18 protein-coding genes and 1 pseudogene are annotated in these 16,135 nt (G+C 59.6%); 7 read left to right on the top strand and 12 right to left on the bottom strand.

Translation table 11 applies throughout. The annotated features are described in order from the left end of the window. The first annotated feature begins 4 nt into the window (after positions 1-4). Both LOX95_RS09035 and LOX95_RS09030 read left to right on the top strand, forming a co-directional pair. Positions 5-1,207, top strand: coding sequence for an ABC transporter permease (locus tag LOX95_RS09035; protein WP_242914159.1), 1,203 nt, complete (start codon positions 5-7; stop codon positions 1,205-1,207). Beyond that, positions 1,204-1,908: an ABC transporter ATP-binding protein gene (locus LOX95_RS09030; RefSeq protein ID WP_242914158.1), complete on the top strand. Its 705-nt coding sequence runs from the start codon at positions 1,204-1,206 to the stop codon at positions 1,906-1,908. Before LOX95_RS09035 ends, LOX95_RS09030 begins: the two co-directional genes overlap by 4 nt. 202 nt (positions 1,909-2,110) lie before the next feature. On the opposite strand, the gene LOX95_RS09025 is transcribed toward LOX95_RS09030, so the two are convergent. The 4 genes from LOX95_RS09025 to phhA form a co-directional block, all read right to left on the bottom strand. Then, the gene (locus tag LOX95_RS09025) at positions 2,111-2,452 is read right to left on the bottom strand and encodes a hypothetical protein (RefSeq protein WP_242914157.1); all 342 of its coding nucleotides are present in this window, start codon (positions 2,450-2,452) and stop codon (positions 2,111-2,113) included. After that, complete coding sequence (gene hmgA / locus LOX95_RS09020) at positions 2,449-3,741, bottom strand: homogentisate 1,2-dioxygenase (protein WP_242914156.1); 1,293 nt, start codon at positions 3,739-3,741, stop codon at positions 2,449-2,451. Before hmgA ends, LOX95_RS09025 begins: the two co-directional genes overlap by 4 nt. A gap of 70 nt (positions 3,742-3,811) precedes the next feature. Further along, positions 3,812-4,882 carry a 4-hydroxyphenylpyruvate dioxygenase gene (hppD, locus tag LOX95_RS09015; protein WP_427846579.1) on the bottom strand — a complete coding sequence of 357 codons (1,071 nt, stop codon included), beginning with the start codon at positions 4,880-4,882 and terminating at the stop codon, positions 3,812-3,814. Between the two features lie 60 nt (positions 4,883-4,942). Beyond that, entirely contained in the window at positions 4,943-5,809 is an 867-nt protein-coding gene (phhA, locus tag LOX95_RS09010; protein ID WP_242914155.1) for a phenylalanine 4-monooxygenase, read from the bottom strand. 160 nt (positions 5,810-5,969) lie between these two features. Between phhA and LOX95_RS09005 the strand changes: the two genes are divergently transcribed. The 4 genes from LOX95_RS09005 (at position 5,970) to LOX95_RS08990 (ending at position 8,096) form a co-directional block, all read left to right on the top strand. Further along, complete coding sequence (locus LOX95_RS09005; RefSeq protein ID WP_242914154.1) at positions 5,970-6,437, top strand: Lrp/AsnC family transcriptional regulator; 468 nt, start codon at positions 5,970-5,972, stop codon at positions 6,435-6,437. Positions 6,438-6,513: 76 nt separating this feature from the next. Continuing rightward, the gene (locus tag LOX95_RS09000) at positions 6,514-7,344 is read left to right on the top strand and encodes a hypothetical protein (RefSeq protein WP_242914153.1); all 831 of its coding nucleotides are present in this window, start codon (positions 6,514-6,516) and stop codon (positions 7,342-7,344) included. A gap of 124 nt (positions 7,345-7,468) precedes the next feature. Further along, positions 7,469-7,897 (top strand): hypothetical protein, encoded by a 429-nt coding sequence (locus LOX95_RS08995; protein WP_242914152.1) that lies wholly within the window; start codon positions 7,469-7,471, stop codon positions 7,895-7,897. After that, positions 7,890-8,096 carry a helix-turn-helix transcriptional regulator gene (locus LOX95_RS08990; RefSeq protein ID WP_242914151.1) on the top strand — a complete coding sequence of 69 codons (207 nt, stop codon included), beginning with the start codon at positions 7,890-7,892 and terminating at the stop codon, positions 8,094-8,096. The genes LOX95_RS08995 and LOX95_RS08990 overlap by 8 nt, the downstream gene beginning before the upstream one ends. Before the next feature lie 8 nt (positions 8,097-8,104). On the opposite strand, the gene LOX95_RS08985 is transcribed toward LOX95_RS08990, so the two are convergent. The 7 genes and pseudogenes from LOX95_RS08985 to LOX95_RS08955 all read right to left on the bottom strand — a co-directional run. Beyond that, positions 8,105-8,620, bottom strand: a complete 516-nt coding sequence (locus LOX95_RS08985) for a DUF1697 domain-containing protein (protein WP_242914150.1) — start codon at positions 8,618-8,620, stop codon at positions 8,105-8,107. Further along, positions 8,617-10,251, bottom strand: coding sequence for an FMN-binding glutamate synthase family protein (locus LOX95_RS08980; protein ID WP_242914149.1), 1,635 nt, complete (start codon positions 10,249-10,251; stop codon positions 8,617-8,619). The genes LOX95_RS08985 and LOX95_RS08980 overlap by 4 nt, the downstream gene beginning before the upstream one ends. Before the next feature lie 82 nt (positions 10,252-10,333). Further along, a complete protein-coding gene (locus LOX95_RS08975; protein WP_242914148.1) occupies positions 10,334-11,059 on the bottom strand; it encodes a DUF4893 domain-containing protein in 726 nt (241 codons plus the stop codon). 263 nt (positions 11,060-11,322) lie between these two features. Next, positions 11,323-11,787, bottom strand: coding sequence for a hypothetical protein (locus LOX95_RS08970; RefSeq protein ID WP_242914147.1), 465 nt, complete (start codon positions 11,785-11,787; stop codon positions 11,323-11,325). Positions 11,788-11,907: 120 nt separating this feature from the next. Beyond that, positions 11,908-12,597, bottom strand: a complete 690-nt coding sequence (locus LOX95_RS08965) for a VIT1/CCC1 transporter family protein (RefSeq protein WP_242914146.1) — start codon at positions 12,595-12,597, stop codon at positions 11,908-11,910. A gap of 682 nt (positions 12,598-13,279) precedes the next feature. Next, on the bottom strand, positions 13,280-13,801 hold the full coding sequence (locus LOX95_RS08960) for a hypothetical protein (RefSeq protein ID WP_242914145.1): 522 nt from the start codon (positions 13,799-13,801) through the stop codon (positions 13,280-13,282). Positions 13,802-14,729: 928 nt separating this feature from the next. Further along, a pseudogene (locus LOX95_RS08955) lies at positions 14,730-15,200 on the bottom strand (DUF2199 domain-containing protein); the annotation flags it as partial. A gap of 220 nt (positions 15,201-15,420) precedes the next feature. Between LOX95_RS08955 and LOX95_RS08950 the strand changes: the two are divergent. After that, positions 15,421-15,774, top strand: a complete 354-nt coding sequence (locus LOX95_RS08950; protein ID WP_242914143.1) for an ArsC family reductase — start codon at positions 15,421-15,423, stop codon at positions 15,772-15,774. Here the strand turns inward: LOX95_RS08950 and LOX95_RS08945 are convergent, their stop codons facing one another. Beyond that, complete coding sequence (locus LOX95_RS08945; protein WP_242914142.1) at positions 15,775-16,014, bottom strand: hypothetical protein; 240 nt, start codon at positions 16,012-16,014, stop codon at positions 15,775-15,777. It lies immediately after the preceding gene. Between the last annotated feature and the right edge of the window lie 121 nt (positions 16,015-16,135).

The raw sequence follows: 16,135 nt of genomic DNA, 5'->3' as shown, positions 1-16,135 counted from the left end.
GCCGGTGTTCGCGTTCAAGGTCGCCCGTCGATACCTGTTGTCGAACCCCAGCCAGACCCTGTTGTTGATCGCGGGGGTCGCACTGGGGGTGACGGTGTTCATCTTTATCACCGCTCTGATCGCAGGGCTGGAAGTTCGCCTGACCGAACAGGTTACGGGTGACAGTGCGCACGTCAGCATCGAAGCCCCGACGCGGGTAGCCCGCGTACTTGAAGCCGAGGTGCCGGTCGAGAGTGTGGCGCTGGTGTCCACACTTCAACGCAAGCAAATCCGCGACTGGCCCATGGTCGTGGACCTCCTGCGCAATACGGACGGCGTTTCGGCCATTAGTCCGCAAATCTCCGGTAGTGCGTTTCTGGTGAAGGGAGAGGCGGTGTCGCCCCTGTCGGTGCTGGGGGTGGAGCCGGACGGTGTGGATGCCATCTCCCAAATCACGTCCAAGATCGTCGACGGCACGGGCCAACTGCGGGCCGATGGCCTGCTGATAGGTGCCAAGATGGCCGAGGAGTTCGGCTTGCAGGCGGGGCAGGCGGTCCTACTGCGCACCGAGCGCGGCGTTGAACGTCAACTGACCATCAGCGGCATCTTCCGCACTGGTTTGCAAAGTTTGGACGAGCGGGTGGCCTTTATGTCGCTCCAGACAGCCCGCCCGTTGTTCGCCTTGCCGGAAGGCGTGACCAATATCGAGGTGAAGCTGAGCCAACCGGAAGACGCCCGCGACATGGCCAAGTTTCTGGGCGAGGCGACGGCGCTGCGTGTCACGCCGTGGCAGGAAAAGAACGAAAGCCTTGAGGACGCCCTCAAGGCGCAGGGCCAGACCGGTACCATGATCCAGGTCTTTTCCCTGATCTCCATCATCATCGGTATCGCCAGCGCCTTGGTGCTGTCGGCCTATCGCCGTCGCAGCGAGGTGGGGATTATGCGTGCCTTCGGGATTTCGGGCAGCTTTATCATCTGGGTGTTTTTGCTTCAGGGCTTGCTGATCGGTTTGGTCGGGGCGCTGGTCGGATGTGGAGCGGGCTACGGGCTGTGCGTGTATCTGGAAGGGATCACCAAGGCTGATGGCACCTCGGCTTTGCCTATAGCGCCGGAGCAGGGGGGCTATGTCGCCGCGCTGGTGCTGACGACGCTGGGTGCGGTGATCGCCTCCATCATTCCGGCGCGAAATGCCGCCAAGGTCGATCCGTTGGAGGCGATCCAGCAATGACCCATCTGCTGAAAGCCACGGGCATCAAGAAGTCGTTCCAAAACGGCGAGGAAGAGACGCTGGTGCTCAAGGGCATCGACGTCACGCTGGACAACGGAGAGTTGACCGCACTGGTGGGCCAATCGGGGTCGGGCAAATCCACCTTGCTTTCCATCGTCGGCTTGCTGCTGCGTCCGACATCGGGCGAACTGGAAATCGCGGGCGAGCGGGTGGACCAGTTATCCGAACGCAAGCGCGCCTTGTTCCGTAACGAGCGCTTGGGCTTTGTCTTCCAGTTCCACCACCTGCTGCCGGACTTTACCGCGCTTGAGAATGTCGCTTTTCCAGCGGCGGCACCTGCAGGCGGCATCAGCCGCGAGATGCGCGAGCGGGCAGAGGAACTGCTGGGGCGGGTGGGTCTGAAAGATCGGATCAACTTCCCTGCGACCCGCTTGTCCGGCGGCCAGAAACAACGCGTGGCGATTGCACGTGCGCTGATGAACAAACCGGACCTGATCATCGCCGACGAACCGACAGGCAATCTGGACCGCGAGTCAGCTGAGACGGTGTTGGAATTGATGCGCGAGGTAAATCAGGAGGACGGTGCGACCTTCCTGATCTGTACGCACGATCCTGAAATCGCACGCCAGTGCAAGCGGCGGCTGACGCTAGAAGACGGTCTGTTGAAAGCCGATGAGGTGATGGAAGGTACCGAGAAATAGTTTTGTCTGGCACGAGCTAGGGTCAGCTAAGCATTTGAAATGACGGCAGCGTATCTCGGATATATTTTAGATTTTCTGCATATCATTGTGGCCGGCAATCTCTCATAGCTGACCGGCAGTCTCTGGACGGCGTTTCTTCCCTCTGAACCTTCAGCGCGGGCGTCCCTCCCTCTATCCCTCTCGCCGCCCGCGCCGTTTTTTCTCAGTCGATGCACAGTGTCGGCTCGGCCACGCCGTTTTTGATTTCGGTCCGGCAGCCGAACCGGTCGCTGGTCGGGGCGCAGCGTCCCTGCACCTGACCCGATGCCGGAGTGTCCGAGGCTTCGGCCAGACAATCACCTTGGCACTGCGAAGCGTCGGTACAGACCTTGCCTGCATCGGTGAAGTTCAGCACGCAGCGGACGGTTTGGGCCCGCCCGACCGGTTTCATCGTGCCTCCGCGCGCGGCACATGCAGAGGCGGCGTCGTCCTGCGGGACCTGAGGGGGCGGGGTGGAGCACCCTGCCAGCACCAAGGTCGCAGAAATCAAAACGGCGCGGATCACTTCACCTGACCCTTGTCGAAGCCGGTCCAGCAGTCGTCGTAGTCGAGCTGCATCGTCGGCGATTGCTCGGCCCACGCTGTCGTACGGATCGGCATGCGGGTTTCAAACATGAAGGCGAGTGTGTTCTCGATCTTGTGCGGCTTGAGGTCGGCGTTGGTTGCGCCTTCCCACGAAGCCTGATCGGGGCCGTGGCCGCTCATGCAGTTGTGCAGCGAAGCGCCGCCGGGGGCAAAGCCGCCGGCCTTGGCGTCATAGGCTCCGGTGATCAGGCCCATGAACTCGCTCATGACGTTGCGGTGGAACCACGGCGGGCGGAAGGTGTCCTCGGCCACCATCCAGCGCGGCGGGAAGATGACGAAGTCGCAGTTGGCCGTGCCGACCGTATCCGACGGGCTGGTCAGGACGGTGAAAATCGACGGATCGGGATGGTCGAAGCTGACCGTGCCGATGGTGTTGAAGTTGGCCGTGTCATAGCGGTAGGGCGCATAGTTGCCGTGCCAGCCCACCACATCCAGCGGCGAGTGATCGAACGTCGTGGCCCACAGCTTTCCGCCGTATTTCTGGACGCACTGCGTCGGGCGATCCACGTCCTCGAACCATGCGACAGGCGTTTCAAAGTCGCGCGGATTGGCCAGCCCGTTGGCACCGATGGGGCCAAGGTCGGGCAGGCGGAACGGCGCGGCGTAGTTCTCGCAGATATAGCCGCGGATCGGGGCTTCCAACTCGATGCGGAAACGCACACCGCGCGGAATGACGACGATGTGGCCGGGGTTGGCCTCTATCACGCCCAGTTCGGTGACAAAGCGGTGCGCGCCTTCCTGCGGCACGAACAGCATCTCGCCGTCGGCACAGTAAAACACGCGGTCCACCATCGAACGGTTGGCGGCATACAGGTGAATACCGACGCCCGCGCCGCTTTCCGAACAGCCATTGCCGCCATAGGTCACCAAACCCTCGACCCAGTCGGTCGGCTGGTCGGGCATAGGCAGCGGGTCCCAGCGCATGCGGTTGGGATTGGGCGTGGTTTCGTTAAAGGGGGTAGAGCGGACCAGACCCTGATCGAACGGCTTGTACGGGCCGTGCTGCGCGGACGGGCGCAGGCGGTACAGCCACGAACGGTGGTTGTGGTCACGCGGCGCGGTAAAGGCCGTGCCGGAAAGCTGCTCGGCATAAAGCCCCATCGCCGGCTTCTGCGGCGAGTTGCGACCCTTGGGCAGGGCACCGGCCGCAGCCTCGGTCGCGAAATGGTTGGCAAAGCCCGTCTGATACGAAGGCGTATTGGAGGACATCAGCCGTTTTCCCCTCGGATAAAATAGAAAACGGGCGGAGCGTGATCGCCCCGCCCGAAAAGGTCAGCCTTTAGGCGTCGACCTTGATGACGCCGCGACGGATCTGGTCCAGTTCGATGGATTCGAACAGGGCCTGGAAGTTGCCGTTGCCGAAGCCTTCGTTGCCCTTGCGCTGGATGATCTCGAAGAAGATCGGGCCGAACAGGTTTTCGGTGAAGATCTGCAGCAGGAGGCCTTCTTCGCCGACGTTGCCGTCGATCAGGATGCGGTTCTTGCGCAGGCGCTCGAGGTCTTCACCGTGGCCCGGAACGCGCTTGTCGACCAGCTCATAGTAGGTCTCGATGGTATCTTGCAGCTTCACGCCACGGGCGCGCAGCTTTTCGACAGTCTCGTAGATATTGTCGGTGGTCATGGCGAGGTGCTGGATGCCTTCGCCGTTGTACTGACGGATGAACTCTTCGATCTGCGAGTTTTCGTCTTGGGACTCGTTCAGCGGGATACGGATCGCCTTGTCCGGCGCGATCATCGCTTGCGAGAACAGGCCGGTCGCCTTGCCCTTGATGTCGAAATACTTCTGCTCTTCGAAGCCGAAGATCTGGTTGTAGAAGGTCGACCACGTGCGCATCTGGCCGCGCTTTACGTTGTGGGTCAGGTGGTCGAGGATATCGAGGCCGACCGAGTTGGCGGCTTCGGCTTCCTGCCAGCCAGCGATCTCGGTCCAGCCATCATAGATGCTGCCTTTTTCGCCGTACTGGTCGATCAGGTACAGGTACGAGCCGCCGATGCCTTGCAGCACCTTGGCGTCATCGCCCAGAGCACCAACCGAGGCGTCAACGGCGTGCGCGCCGCGCGACAGAGCCAGATCATAGGCTTGCTGAGCGTCAGCCACACGGAAAGCCATGCCCGAGGCCGACGGACCATGGGCAGCGCGGAAGTCGGCGGCCTGACCGGTCGGCTCGTAGTTGACCAGCAGGTTGGTTTGGCCCTGCTTGTAACGGGTGATCTTCTTGGTCGGGTGGGTGTGGGTCGCCACAAAGCCCAGCTGTTCGATCAGCGCCTTCATGGCGGCCGGATCGGGGCTGGTGAACTCTACGAACTCGAAGCCGTCGAGGCCGATGGGGTTTTCAGCGGTAATGGCCATCAGAATGGTCTCCTTGCTGTCGTCACCCCGATCTTAGGGGCGAGCTAAAATCAGATGAAATCAGTTGTCCGTGACGCGGTTGGCCCAGGCTTGGGTGCCTGTGGTGTAGACGCGGTCGTTCGGCAGGATGTCGGCGGGTTCGAACTCGGCCTCGTTGGCCAGTTCGGCATAGATGGGTGCGAAGTCGGTCTCGATGGTCTGCTTAAGCAGGTCCTCGAAGCTGTCGATCACGAAATAGGTCTGCTGGAAGTCGTCGATACGATAGCGGGTCTGCATCACGCGCTTCATGTCGAAGCCGATGCGGTTGGGCGAGGCGTCGTCCAGCGCGAAGATCGACTCCGTGCGCGACGAGACGATGCCCGCGCCATACAGCTTCATGTCGTCGCCGTCTTTGATCAGGCCGAACTCGACCGTGTACCAGTACAGGCGCGACAGATTGTGGATGGCGTTGTGCTTCATGGCCTTCATGCCGCCCTGGCCATAGGCCTGCATATAGTCGGCAAAGACAGGGTGGGCGAGAAGCGGAACGTGGCCGAACACGTCGTGGAACACATCCGGTTCCTGAAGATAATCAATCTGTTCCGGCGTTCGGATAAAGTTGCCTGCCACGAAGCGGCGGTTGGCCAGATGCTCGAAGAAGACGTCGTCCGGTACAAGACCAGGCACGGCCACAACCTGCCAGCCCGTCAGTTTGTGCAGGCGCTCGGACAGGTCTTCAAAGTTCGGGATGCCGCCGTCAGACAGCTTTAGAATATCCAGACCTTCCATGAAGGCCGGCGTCACGCGCGACGGCAGAAGCTCGGTCTGGCGCGCATAAAGCTTGTCCCACAGGGCGTGTTCTTCAGGTGTATAGGCCGACCAGTTCTGCGGGATGGTCCAGTCGCTGGATGCACCTTCCGGCGGCGTCTGTAGAGCGTGGCTGCCCATGGCGGTTCCTCCCTGAAACCTGTCGGGTGTCCCTCTTATATGGGGATCGTTTCCCGAAATCCTTGTTACGACAGTTTGCCATCACATTCTGCGCGTTGCCTTTCAAAACAGGGCGTGAAATGACGATGGATGATGAATCTGGTTCATGATGGGCGCGAATATGAAACGATATGATCTCGACGAGGTGGATCGTCGACTGCTACGTTTACTCCAGACGGATTCTTCGCTGAGCCACGCGGCGCTCGCCGAACTGGCCGGATCGTCGCCCGCTTCATGCTGGCGCCGGATCAAGGCGATGGAGGAGGCAGGCGTTCTCAAGGCGCAGGTGCGGTTGGTAGATGCCGAGCGGGTGGGGCGCGGGGTCAACGTCATGTGTCAGGTGCGTATGAAGTCGCACTCGCCCAATGACCGACAAGCTTTCGAGGCGTTTCTGAACACCAAGCCCGAGGTGATGGAGGCGCACTCCATGTCCGGCGAATGGGACTATCTGCTGCGGATCGTGGCCGAGGACGTGGCAGGCTATGAGCGGTTTCTGATGCGGGAACTTCTGAACCATGCCAACGTCGCGACAGCCGCCTCCCACTTTGCCCTCAGTCAGGTGAAATATACGACGGCGCTACCTGTTTAGTCAGGCGTAGCAATGAACCCGTTGTGTCTGATCGTGCTTTGGTATGAGTTGAGTGTGCTTCGGGGAGGGGCCGGCAATGCAGTCCGAGGTTATCCGGTCGTCACGACTAGGGGCTCTTGTCGCGGGCCTGACCCCGACATTCGTGGCCTTTCTGTTTCTGAAAGCGATCATCGGAGACGGTTCACCGCCCGTGTTTATTCTGGTGCTGTCGACCGTGTTCGTCGTGGTATCGCTCGCTTCCTTGGTGGAGGTGGTAAAGCCGCGAGAGCTGGAGTTAGACCGTAGGGGGCTGATCTTTCGGCCAACGTTTGGACCCAGTCGCCACATGCCGTGGAGCGCGATCACGGCTTTCAGTACGGTAGGCAAGCAGCCAAAGCTGATCGTCAGCGAATATATCGACCCCGCCACAGGACAGCCGGCCAAGGTGAAGCTTGGAGGGAGGTGGGCTTTGCCGCAGAGCGGGCTTTGGTACGCCGACAGCGCACAGGTCGTGGCTTATCTGGCAGAGCAGCGAACATCGTCGTCATACTATCCATCATCGTCCAGCCCATCGCCGCAGACCGCGGACGCTACCCAAAAGGCGAGCCGTAAGCTGGCCTCCCAGGTCGGGTCCACAACGCGCTCCGGTGCGGTCTACGCCTCAGCGACACCGGACACTGCCAAGCCCCGCCTCGTCGGTCTCGGAGGACCGCGCAAGACGGCGAAGGGCTTGGGCTGGGCGCTGCTTATCGGTGCGGGGATCGTAGCTACCCTATCGGCTGTACCCTTTATGGCGGCTTGCAACGCGGGTCTTTGCAGTGTCGCGGTTTGGGAGCTGGGCGACGTCCGCATCTGGGGATTTGCGCTGCTTTGGACGGGCTGTTTGCTGGTCGCGCTGTTTGGCGGCCGTATCCTCATGAGCGACTAAGACGAGCCTATAGGGCCAAGACATTTCCGCGAGAGAAGGTACGAAAAATCGAACTTCGTGTTAAATGTATTTGACTCAAGGTGCGTTAAAGTATTCTTGTTGTTCGAACAAGGAGACACGGATCATGGCTTTTCGGGAAAAAATGGCGTGGCTAACGCTGCTCGGGTTCCTGCTGACCTATGCCTACTATTTCGGCGTTGCGGGCCCGGCGGTGGAGTTCGGCAAGAACGACATGCTCGATATCGTCCGCAGCTTTGGTCCGGTTGCGGCGCTGCACGGCCTGATTACGGCGGCGGGCAGTCTAGCCATCTTCCTCGCTGCCCGACGCGATGCCAGCCACAAGGCGGACGAGCGTGACCGCGCCATCGACCGCAAAGCGACATCGGTGGCCTATGCGGTGATGATGATTGGAGTGCTGATCGTGGGGGGCGTCGCGCCGTTCACCGAGCCTGCCTATAAGATCGTCAATGGCACCTTTGCCGTGGTGGTGATCAGCGAGATCGTTCGCGACGTCATGGTCATCATGGGCTACCGTCGGGGTGTCCATGGCTAAGTCGATTCATAACACCATCCGTACTTTGCGCTTTCACGCAGGCGAGATGACGCAGGCCGAACTGGGCCAGCGTGTCGGCGTTACCCGCCAAACCATCGCCGCGATCGAACAAGGCAAATACTCGCCGTCGCTGGAAACAGCCTTCAAGATCGCCGAGGTGTTCGGTGTGCCGTTAGAGCAGGCATTCAGCTGGTCGTAGTGAAATGATCAGCTTAGGGCGGCGGACATCTCGGTCAGTTTCGCAACCGTGTTCATGTTGCGCATGGTGCCCTTGTTAGCGGCGGGGATGACCAGCTTCGACCCGCCCATTCCATCCGGGTAGTGAACGTAGATTTCGCGCATGCCAAGGATGATCTCTTCCCCTTTAAGGTGCCTGGCGTCAGTGACGGCATCCTGGGGCGGTGCCTCATCCAGAAACAACGTATTCACGCGGTTTCCGGGGGCGTGAGCAAACGGGTTTGCCGCAAGCACCTGCTTCATTTCCTCGTAGGTTCGAACGCAAACCCCGACCGGCTTTCCGGCATAGGCGGCCAAGGCGTTCTCTAACGCGAGCTTGATCGGATGTTCGCTCAGGTCGCTCTGAAAGACGACATTGCCGCTGGCGATATAGGTTTTCGCATTCGTGAACCCTGCGGCCTCGCACATGGCCAGAAGTTCGCTCATGGGCAGCTTGCCAGTGCCGCCGACATTGACCGCGCGGACAAGGGCTACGTAGGCGGTCATTTCATCTCCAGATCGTTGAAGGCTGAATAACCTTTCTCCGCGACGAAGCTATGCGCGTCGGCCAGCTTCCACGACAGGCCATAGAAGGGGTGCTGTTCGCCCTGTTCCAGCAGCTCGCCCGGCTTCAGGAAGGTGTGGATCTGGGAGTAGAGGCGGATTTCCGACTGGCTGATACGGCGAACCAGATGCTGGGGGCCGAGGTCCTCCGGCTTGGCGATACCGGCGGCGGCCAGCATTTCGGCCAAAGCGTGCATGGTGCTGTTGTGATAGGTCGCGACGCGCTGGGCCTTGTCCGGCACCACGAGGGCACGCTGGCGTGACGGGTCTTGGGTGGCCACGCCCGTGGGACATTTGTTGGTGTTGCAGGTCAGGGACTGGATACAACCTAGCGCGAACATGAAGCCGCGTCCGGCATTCGTATAATCCGCCCCCATCGCAAGCAGGCTGGCAATATCAAACGCGCTGATCACCTTGCCTGCCGCGCCGATGCGGATGTGCTGGCGCAGGTTCGCACCCAGCAGCGTGTTGTGCACCAGCAGCAGACCTTCGCGCAGCGGCGCGCCGATGTGGTTGGCGAACTCCAGCGGGGCTGCGCCTGTGCCGCCCTCGGCACCGTCCACGACAATGAAGTCAGGCAGGATGCTAGTCTCCAGCATGGCCTTGACGATGCCCATGAACTCCCACGGGTGACCGATGCAGAGCTTGAACCCAACGGGCTTGCCGCCGGACAGTTCACGCAATTGCGCAATGAAATGCATCATCTCGACCGGCGTGTTGAAGGCCGTGTGATAGGGCGGAGAGATGCAATCCACGCCTACGGCTACACCGCGGATTTCGGCAATCTCTGGGGTGACCTTCGGACCGGGAAGGATGCCGCCATGGCCGGGCTTGGCCCCTTGGCTGATCTTGATCTCGATCATCTTCACCTGGGGCAAGGTGGCGTTCTGGACGAAGCGTTCAGGATCGAACTTCCCGTCCAGCGTGCGGCATCCGAAATAGCCGCTGCCGATTTCCCAGACGATGTCGCCGTCACCCTCGCGGTGATAGGGGCTGAGACCGCCTTCGCCGGTGTCGTGATAGAAACTGCCTGCCTTGGCCCCCTTGTTCAGGGCGCGGATAGCATTCGCGCTGAGTGAGCCAAAGCTCATAGCCGAGATATTGAACAGCGAGGCAGAGTAGGGCTGCTTGCACTGCGGCCCGCCGATGGTGACGCGCAAGGTGTCGAGGCTGGCCACCGGCGCGGGGCGGATCGACGGGGCGATGAACTCGTACCGGTCGTTATAAACGTCCAGCAGTGTGCCAAAGGCGCGTTCGCTGCTTTCCCCCTTAGCGCGGGCATAGACCAGCGAGCGCTGGCTGCGCGAGAAGGGTGTCGCCTCGTTGTCGGATTCAAAAAGATATTGGCGAAGTTCCGGGCGTAAGGCTTCGAAAAGCCAGCGGAAATTACCGATGATCGGATAGTTTCGGCGCACGGAATGGCGCGGCTGGGTCAGATCGTAAAGCCCCAAGGCCGCCAGTGCGCAGAATACCACAGCCAGCGGCCAGAATCCGATGTTCCAAAGCAGAGAGACCAGAAAGACCACTGCCAGCACCAGACAGATCGCCAGAACCGTAAACCGACTGATATGCATGGATGCCCCGCTGAAAACCTGTCCGACCCGACTGAACGGACCAGACCAAGTTTAGGCTCCGAAATCTACCGATGATCAGCGTTCAGCGGACGATTTCGATAATGTTGAGGCGGGATTCCTGTTTGGGGAAGGGAATGACCAGTCGCCATTGCGATGGGCCAATGCGCTCTAAAACGCCGGACTCGTCACGTTCGGGCTGTTGGCCATATGTGGGGAATCCCTGCTCGTCGCCCCACGCCTGCGTACCGACATAGACCAGTCGCGTGTTGGTGTCGGGATAGAGGAGTCCTTTGAAGCGCTGGCTGCCGCTAACCTTCTCAAGGATCAGGTCGCCGCCCGCCGTGAGCTCAACCCGGCACCGGAAATAGGGATAGGCGACATAGTCGAGCCCCACCGCCCCTCTCGAACCCAGTTTCAAGGTGCGGCACCGATAGGTCCCCGGTGGTGGCGGAAGTCGCCCTTCCAAAGCAGCGTCGGGTCGGGCCAGAGCGGATAGCGCCTTGATCGCACCGCGATTTTCGACGTCGCTGTTGGCCGATTTCAGAGCGCTCGACCATGCTTGGTTGAGACGCGCCATACGGTCCTTGTCTTCGGCGGACATGACCTTTTGCCAGTCATCGGTGCCCCCTTGCAGCCCTTGCGCAGGCTCGGCGGCGGCGAGGGGATTGGTTGTGGTTTCAGGGAGCGGGGGCGCGACCACAGGCTCTGGCGGGGCCGGCGTTGTCGTGGGCGCGGGCTCTCGCTCGCACCCGCCCATCATCAGCATAAGAGCTGCGGCGGAAAAACTCAGGGCGGGATGAAGCGTCATGGAAAGTCTCCTGTCGTTTTTATAACGACAGGTGCGGGAGAAGGTTCGTCGTATCCCCCGCTATAGTGGCCATTCCTGACCGCCACTCTCGCGCTGAAGCCGAGCTTGCGATGCCCCTCGTCAGCGGGCCTGAGGGCGGTTGGCTGTATGTCCGCGAGAGGCGCAATCGCCGTTCTGGTCTGATCCCAGACTGGCCATCAGGCGGGGTCGGTTCGAGGCCGTGGAGGAAGACATCAGCAGATAAAGCGGGCGGCCATTGAGCGTCAGACAGTGCAGCTCCTGACGGAAATTCCATTGGAGTCCCGAGAACCCACACCTGTGTCGAGCGACACTGTACTGGTGGCTCCCGCCTCGCTAAAGACGCCGAGCATTTCGGCTCGGAGGCGCTCCGGCTCGCCCCGTGTGGCCATAATGGTGCACGATCCGCCCGGGTCTTCTTTAAGGGTGACGACCGTGGAGATGGTGTATTGACCCGGAGCGGCGTTGCGACGCCCGGACGCTGCGGTGCTTACGAATTCTCCGGCTGGCCGACCGGTCATGATGTGGGGAATGCACCCCTGCTGCATGGCATAGCGGGCCGCGCCTGTCGGCGAAAAATGGATGCCCGGATTGGGACGCTGAAAGGCGTATTGCTGTGAATGGCTGGAGATCACGCCGTCGAGCGAGGAGGGGGCCTGTTCCTGAACAGAGAGACTGGCGACTAACGAAACAACGACTGAAGCAAACATGGGGGACCTTCCGTTTGGGCTACCCTGCCACCCGCATTGCGCATCCACAACGCCCGCGCACGACGTTGTTATTTAGGGCGAGTATCGGCGCTATCAGCGCCAAAAAGTGCGGTGCCTAACCTAGACTGCAACGCCAAACAGCTTGCCTACGCCTGCGGTTATGGCCATCGCCAGAATGCCCCAGAAAATGACCCTAACGACGGAGCGTGTGACGGGGGCTCCGCCGGTTTTGGCGCCCATCACACCCAGTATCGCCAATCCTGCCAAGGCCGAGCCGAATACGGCAGGGACGGTGAAAGACAAGGGCGCGAGGGCGGCTACTGCCAAGGGAATAGCTGCACCGGCAGAGAACGTCGCGGCGGATGTGATCGCCGCCTGTATCGGCTTGGCGGCAGTAATCTCAGAAATGCCCAACTCGTCTCGCGCATGGGCACCCAAGGCGTCATGCTCCATCATTTGACGCGCCACCGTCTCCGCGACATCGGGCGAGACCCCGCGCTTGATGTAGATGTTTCGCAACTCGGCAACTTCGGCTTCGGGCATGTTGGCCAGCTCATCCCGCTCGCGGGCCAAGTCGGCCTTTTCCGTGTCCGATTGCGAACTTACGGAGACATACTCACCCGCCGCCATCGACATTGCGCCAGCCACCAGACCCGCGATACCGGCAACCAGAATGCCGCTGTGCGAAGCCGACGCCGCCGCCACGCCCACCACCAGACTGGCGGTGGAGACAAGGCCGTCATTTGCGCCCAAAACGGCGGCACGAAGCCACCCAATGCGATCAAACCGGTGAGTTTCTCGATGCGCCATGAGCCAATTTCCAAACCTGTGCCAGACAAAGCAAAGCTTGGACCCAATATGGTCGGACGCAAGTCAAAACTTGGCTGGACCGAGCGGAATCGGCCCTTCAGACCAGCCTTACGCTCGCGGAAACTTGTGTGGCAGCTGCGCGGACATTCGACGACTAAGGCTTAGTCCAGCGTCCATCTTGAAACGTGAACCTGCCCCATGCCTGAAAGGGCACGTTAGGCATCTGAGCCGTCCAACCGTCTACATGCACGTCATAGGTTATGTCCGGTTGGAGCGGTTTGGCTTGAGCGTCTTGAATGAAATCCTCTGGTACGGTCCCGTATCTAAGCCTGCGCACCTCGACGCACTTGTCACCCTGGGAAGAGATACGCCACATCGTGGTAGCCCCGTGAGTAATTTTAGCCTCATTCAGGCAAGGTAGGCGTCGGCTCCAAATGCCTCCCGCGCGAGCTTGCATTTCGGGAGCTTCCAGAGGTCCGGTGATCACCGCTTCGCCCAAGTGCTGGCAACTCGCTAATGCGATCAGTCCAAGCAGCGCGACGGTAGATCGTAGTGTCGGTAAGTGCCAGACTCGTCGCATCGCCCATTTCCTCAAGACAACGAGCTATGCGGGACGAGACAGAAGGCCACAACGGGGCGGACGCGACGCTGGGTGCGAAAGTCTTGATCGGACTTTGTGCTGCTACTTAAATGTCACTTCTGAACGTAGGTCCTGAAACATTGCGTCGGGCTTGGCCGAAACAGCACGGCAACGAAAAGCGACGAGCCTGAGCATAGCATCCGTTGGCTGATCTCTGAGCTCGAACTCTCCGTCAAACGTCAGCTTAAAATCGTGATGACCGCCGGGCTGAATGACCGTTTGAGGAAGGTCAAAAAAGTCCAACATGTGGCGTTGGTAGTGTCTGCTCGAAAATCTCTTAGGGTCGTAAGATCGCGCGAGATTAATTTGCTCATGACTGGCGCGATCTTTTAGGAAAAGCGCAGCCTGTCCGGTCGTGTCATCGTAGACGCTCGGAACGCATAGAACTTCGTTGCCGGTGTTTTCGACTCTCAGGCGAACGATCACAAATCGGCAGTATGATGTGCACGGCTCAGCCTCGACCTTGAGGGATGCTGTGTAGGCTGGCTCGCTCGTTCCGACCTTTCCGCAACCCGAAATCGCACACGAGAGAACAGCCATTGCGAGCAAGATAGCGTGTTTCATGGGTACAGTTTATAGGCGGAGCTAATGTCTGCGTGCGACCAAGTAGCTACGCTTGTGGATGTGAGAGCTGAATGCTTGGGCTATTACAGAACTGATAAATGTCAGTTTTGGGTAGAAAGCCGAAGAGATATCCTAAGCTTCATAATCGATCATAGGTCGTGACCGGAGCGTCAAGCTCTGCGAGCAATCGTTTGAGTACTTCGGGTGTCAGTTCACGGATTTCTGGGCCGGTGTCGCTGACTACGTCAATGCAATGCCAGTCGGCATTGTTAAACCACTGCGTGAGAGGGCCGGGTTCATCGGTCGCGAACGTGGTGGTGGCGACGTATGTTAGAAATGCACTGTCATGACGATGCGTGCCTATGCGCCCAGACGATGAAGGTTCTCCCGGCTCTTGTTGACAGTAACTCTCATTTCTGACGACGTAGGCTACGTAATTCCGCCAAGTGAGTTCGAAGCCTCGCGATGACGCGTCTGGAACTACGGGATTTGCGGGCCCCAAGATGGTCGAGACAGCTTCGCTTTGGCGCTTGGCTTCAACCACTATAAGTTGGAGATCGTTCGTCGACGGTTCTGTGATCTTAGCAAGGATGAGCGTCGCGTTAGGGGCCAGGCCTAGGCCAAGGTCAGGCTGATGGTTTTCCATAGTGAACCATTATCCGCGTTCTAAATGTTCGCAACGGAGCGCAAGAGATAAGTCAGCAAGCGGCAAACGGACGTTAGGATGGCGCGGCCACCTCGTTTGACCCTTCCGCCGTTCAATGCGACAGCCACCTGACTAACAGTTCAGGAGCAGCACATGTCCATCACCCTCTATGGCATCAAAGCCTGTGAGCAACTTGTTACGGTTGTAGAGTTCCGTGGTTAGTCACAGGAAGTGCATAGTTAGCTTCAGAAAGCTCTGTACAGGCAGCAACAGATTTGTTGCTCAATGCATATAGGCCGCATAAATCTCCGCGACGCGATCTCTAGATATTCCGTTTCGTTGCTCTACCGCGAGCGGGTGCTCGGTCGGCTCTAGTTCGATGTAGGGGCGTTGACCGTTATCCCGCATATGGACCATTGTTTTCAGGTTTTCGGTATCGGGATAGGTCGCTATCGCAGCTGATAGCCAGCCAAAGTAAGGTCCTTGTAGAACGCGGGAATCGCATTCGAAATGGGCTTCAAATTCCGCAAGATGCTCTTTGCTCAAGGATACCCATACACCCCAGATGAAGGGCTCTTCAGTACCTGCAACGGGCAATTCGATGCAGCCCCGAACGAAGAAATCGCTCTCGTCGATGACGCACGTGTCAGAAGATAACTGGCAACGCGCTTCGCGTTCAGCTTCTGGGATGTAGTAATAATATAGAGGTGCGATAGCGCCGAAACTCGGCATGCCCTCGTGCCACTCATCACATACTACGCATTTAAAACCTGAACGGTCCGGCCATCTTAGCTCTGAATGGTTTGATGTCTTTGGGCATCACCCTAACCGAAGTCGTGGACGACGCCTAAGGGAAGACGCGGTAGTGACGTAGAGTACCGCGCCCAGACCTTGAGCGTAGACGCGATCCCTTCATTTGACCCAACTGTAGTTCAATGCGACAGCCGCCTGAGCAACAGTTCGGGAGCAGCTCATGTCCATCACCCTCTATGGCATCAAGGCCTGTGACACGATGAAGAAGGCCCGTGTCTGGCTGGACGAGAACGGCGTGACCTATGACTTTCACGACTATAAGGTGAAGGGTGCTGACAAGGCCGAGCTGGAAAAGTGGGTGGCCGAGCATGGCTGGGAGAAGGTGCTGAACAAGGCGGGCACCACTTTCCGCCAACTGCCGGACGAGGCCAAGGCCGACATTGATGCGGCCAAGGCCATCGCTCTGATGATGGAGCAACCGTCGATGATCAAACGTCCGGTGCTCGATCTGGGGAACGGCAAGACGGTTCTGGGCTTCAAACCCGAGATTTATCAGGCCGCTATCAAGGGCTGATCAGCCCTCTACGTCCGCGGTCGGCCGATCCTGGCCGTCCGCGCGCTGGGTGATCCACTTTCCATCGCTGTCTTGAAACTCGATGCAGGCGTCTTCGTCGGGCACCTTTTGCTCGCGCGCGGCACGCATCGCAGCGGCGCGGGCAGAGTCGTGGTCCGGATAGGTTTCCGAGAAGGTGTCGCCAAGACGATAGGCCCAGCCGCCGTCGTGTTCCTGAATGCGATAGGTGATTTGCGCCATCTTCGGGTGCTCCGTGTTGGGGGGTCACTTCCACAACGCGTGAGCGGCTTTGAGGCTTCGCCTTAGCCTTACAAAGATTTCATGCTTTGCCGTGCATCCGAGAGGCTAGGTGGTTGTCTCA

This window comes from Brevundimonas pishanensis, assembly GCF_022750635.1.
In the GTDB taxonomy this organism is placed as follows: Bacteria; Pseudomonadota; Alphaproteobacteria; order Caulobacterales; family Caulobacteraceae; genus Brevundimonas; species Brevundimonas pishanensis.
The sequence above is the reverse complement of the archived record's forward strand: the minus strand, read 5'-3'. Positions and strand labels throughout refer to the sequence as shown.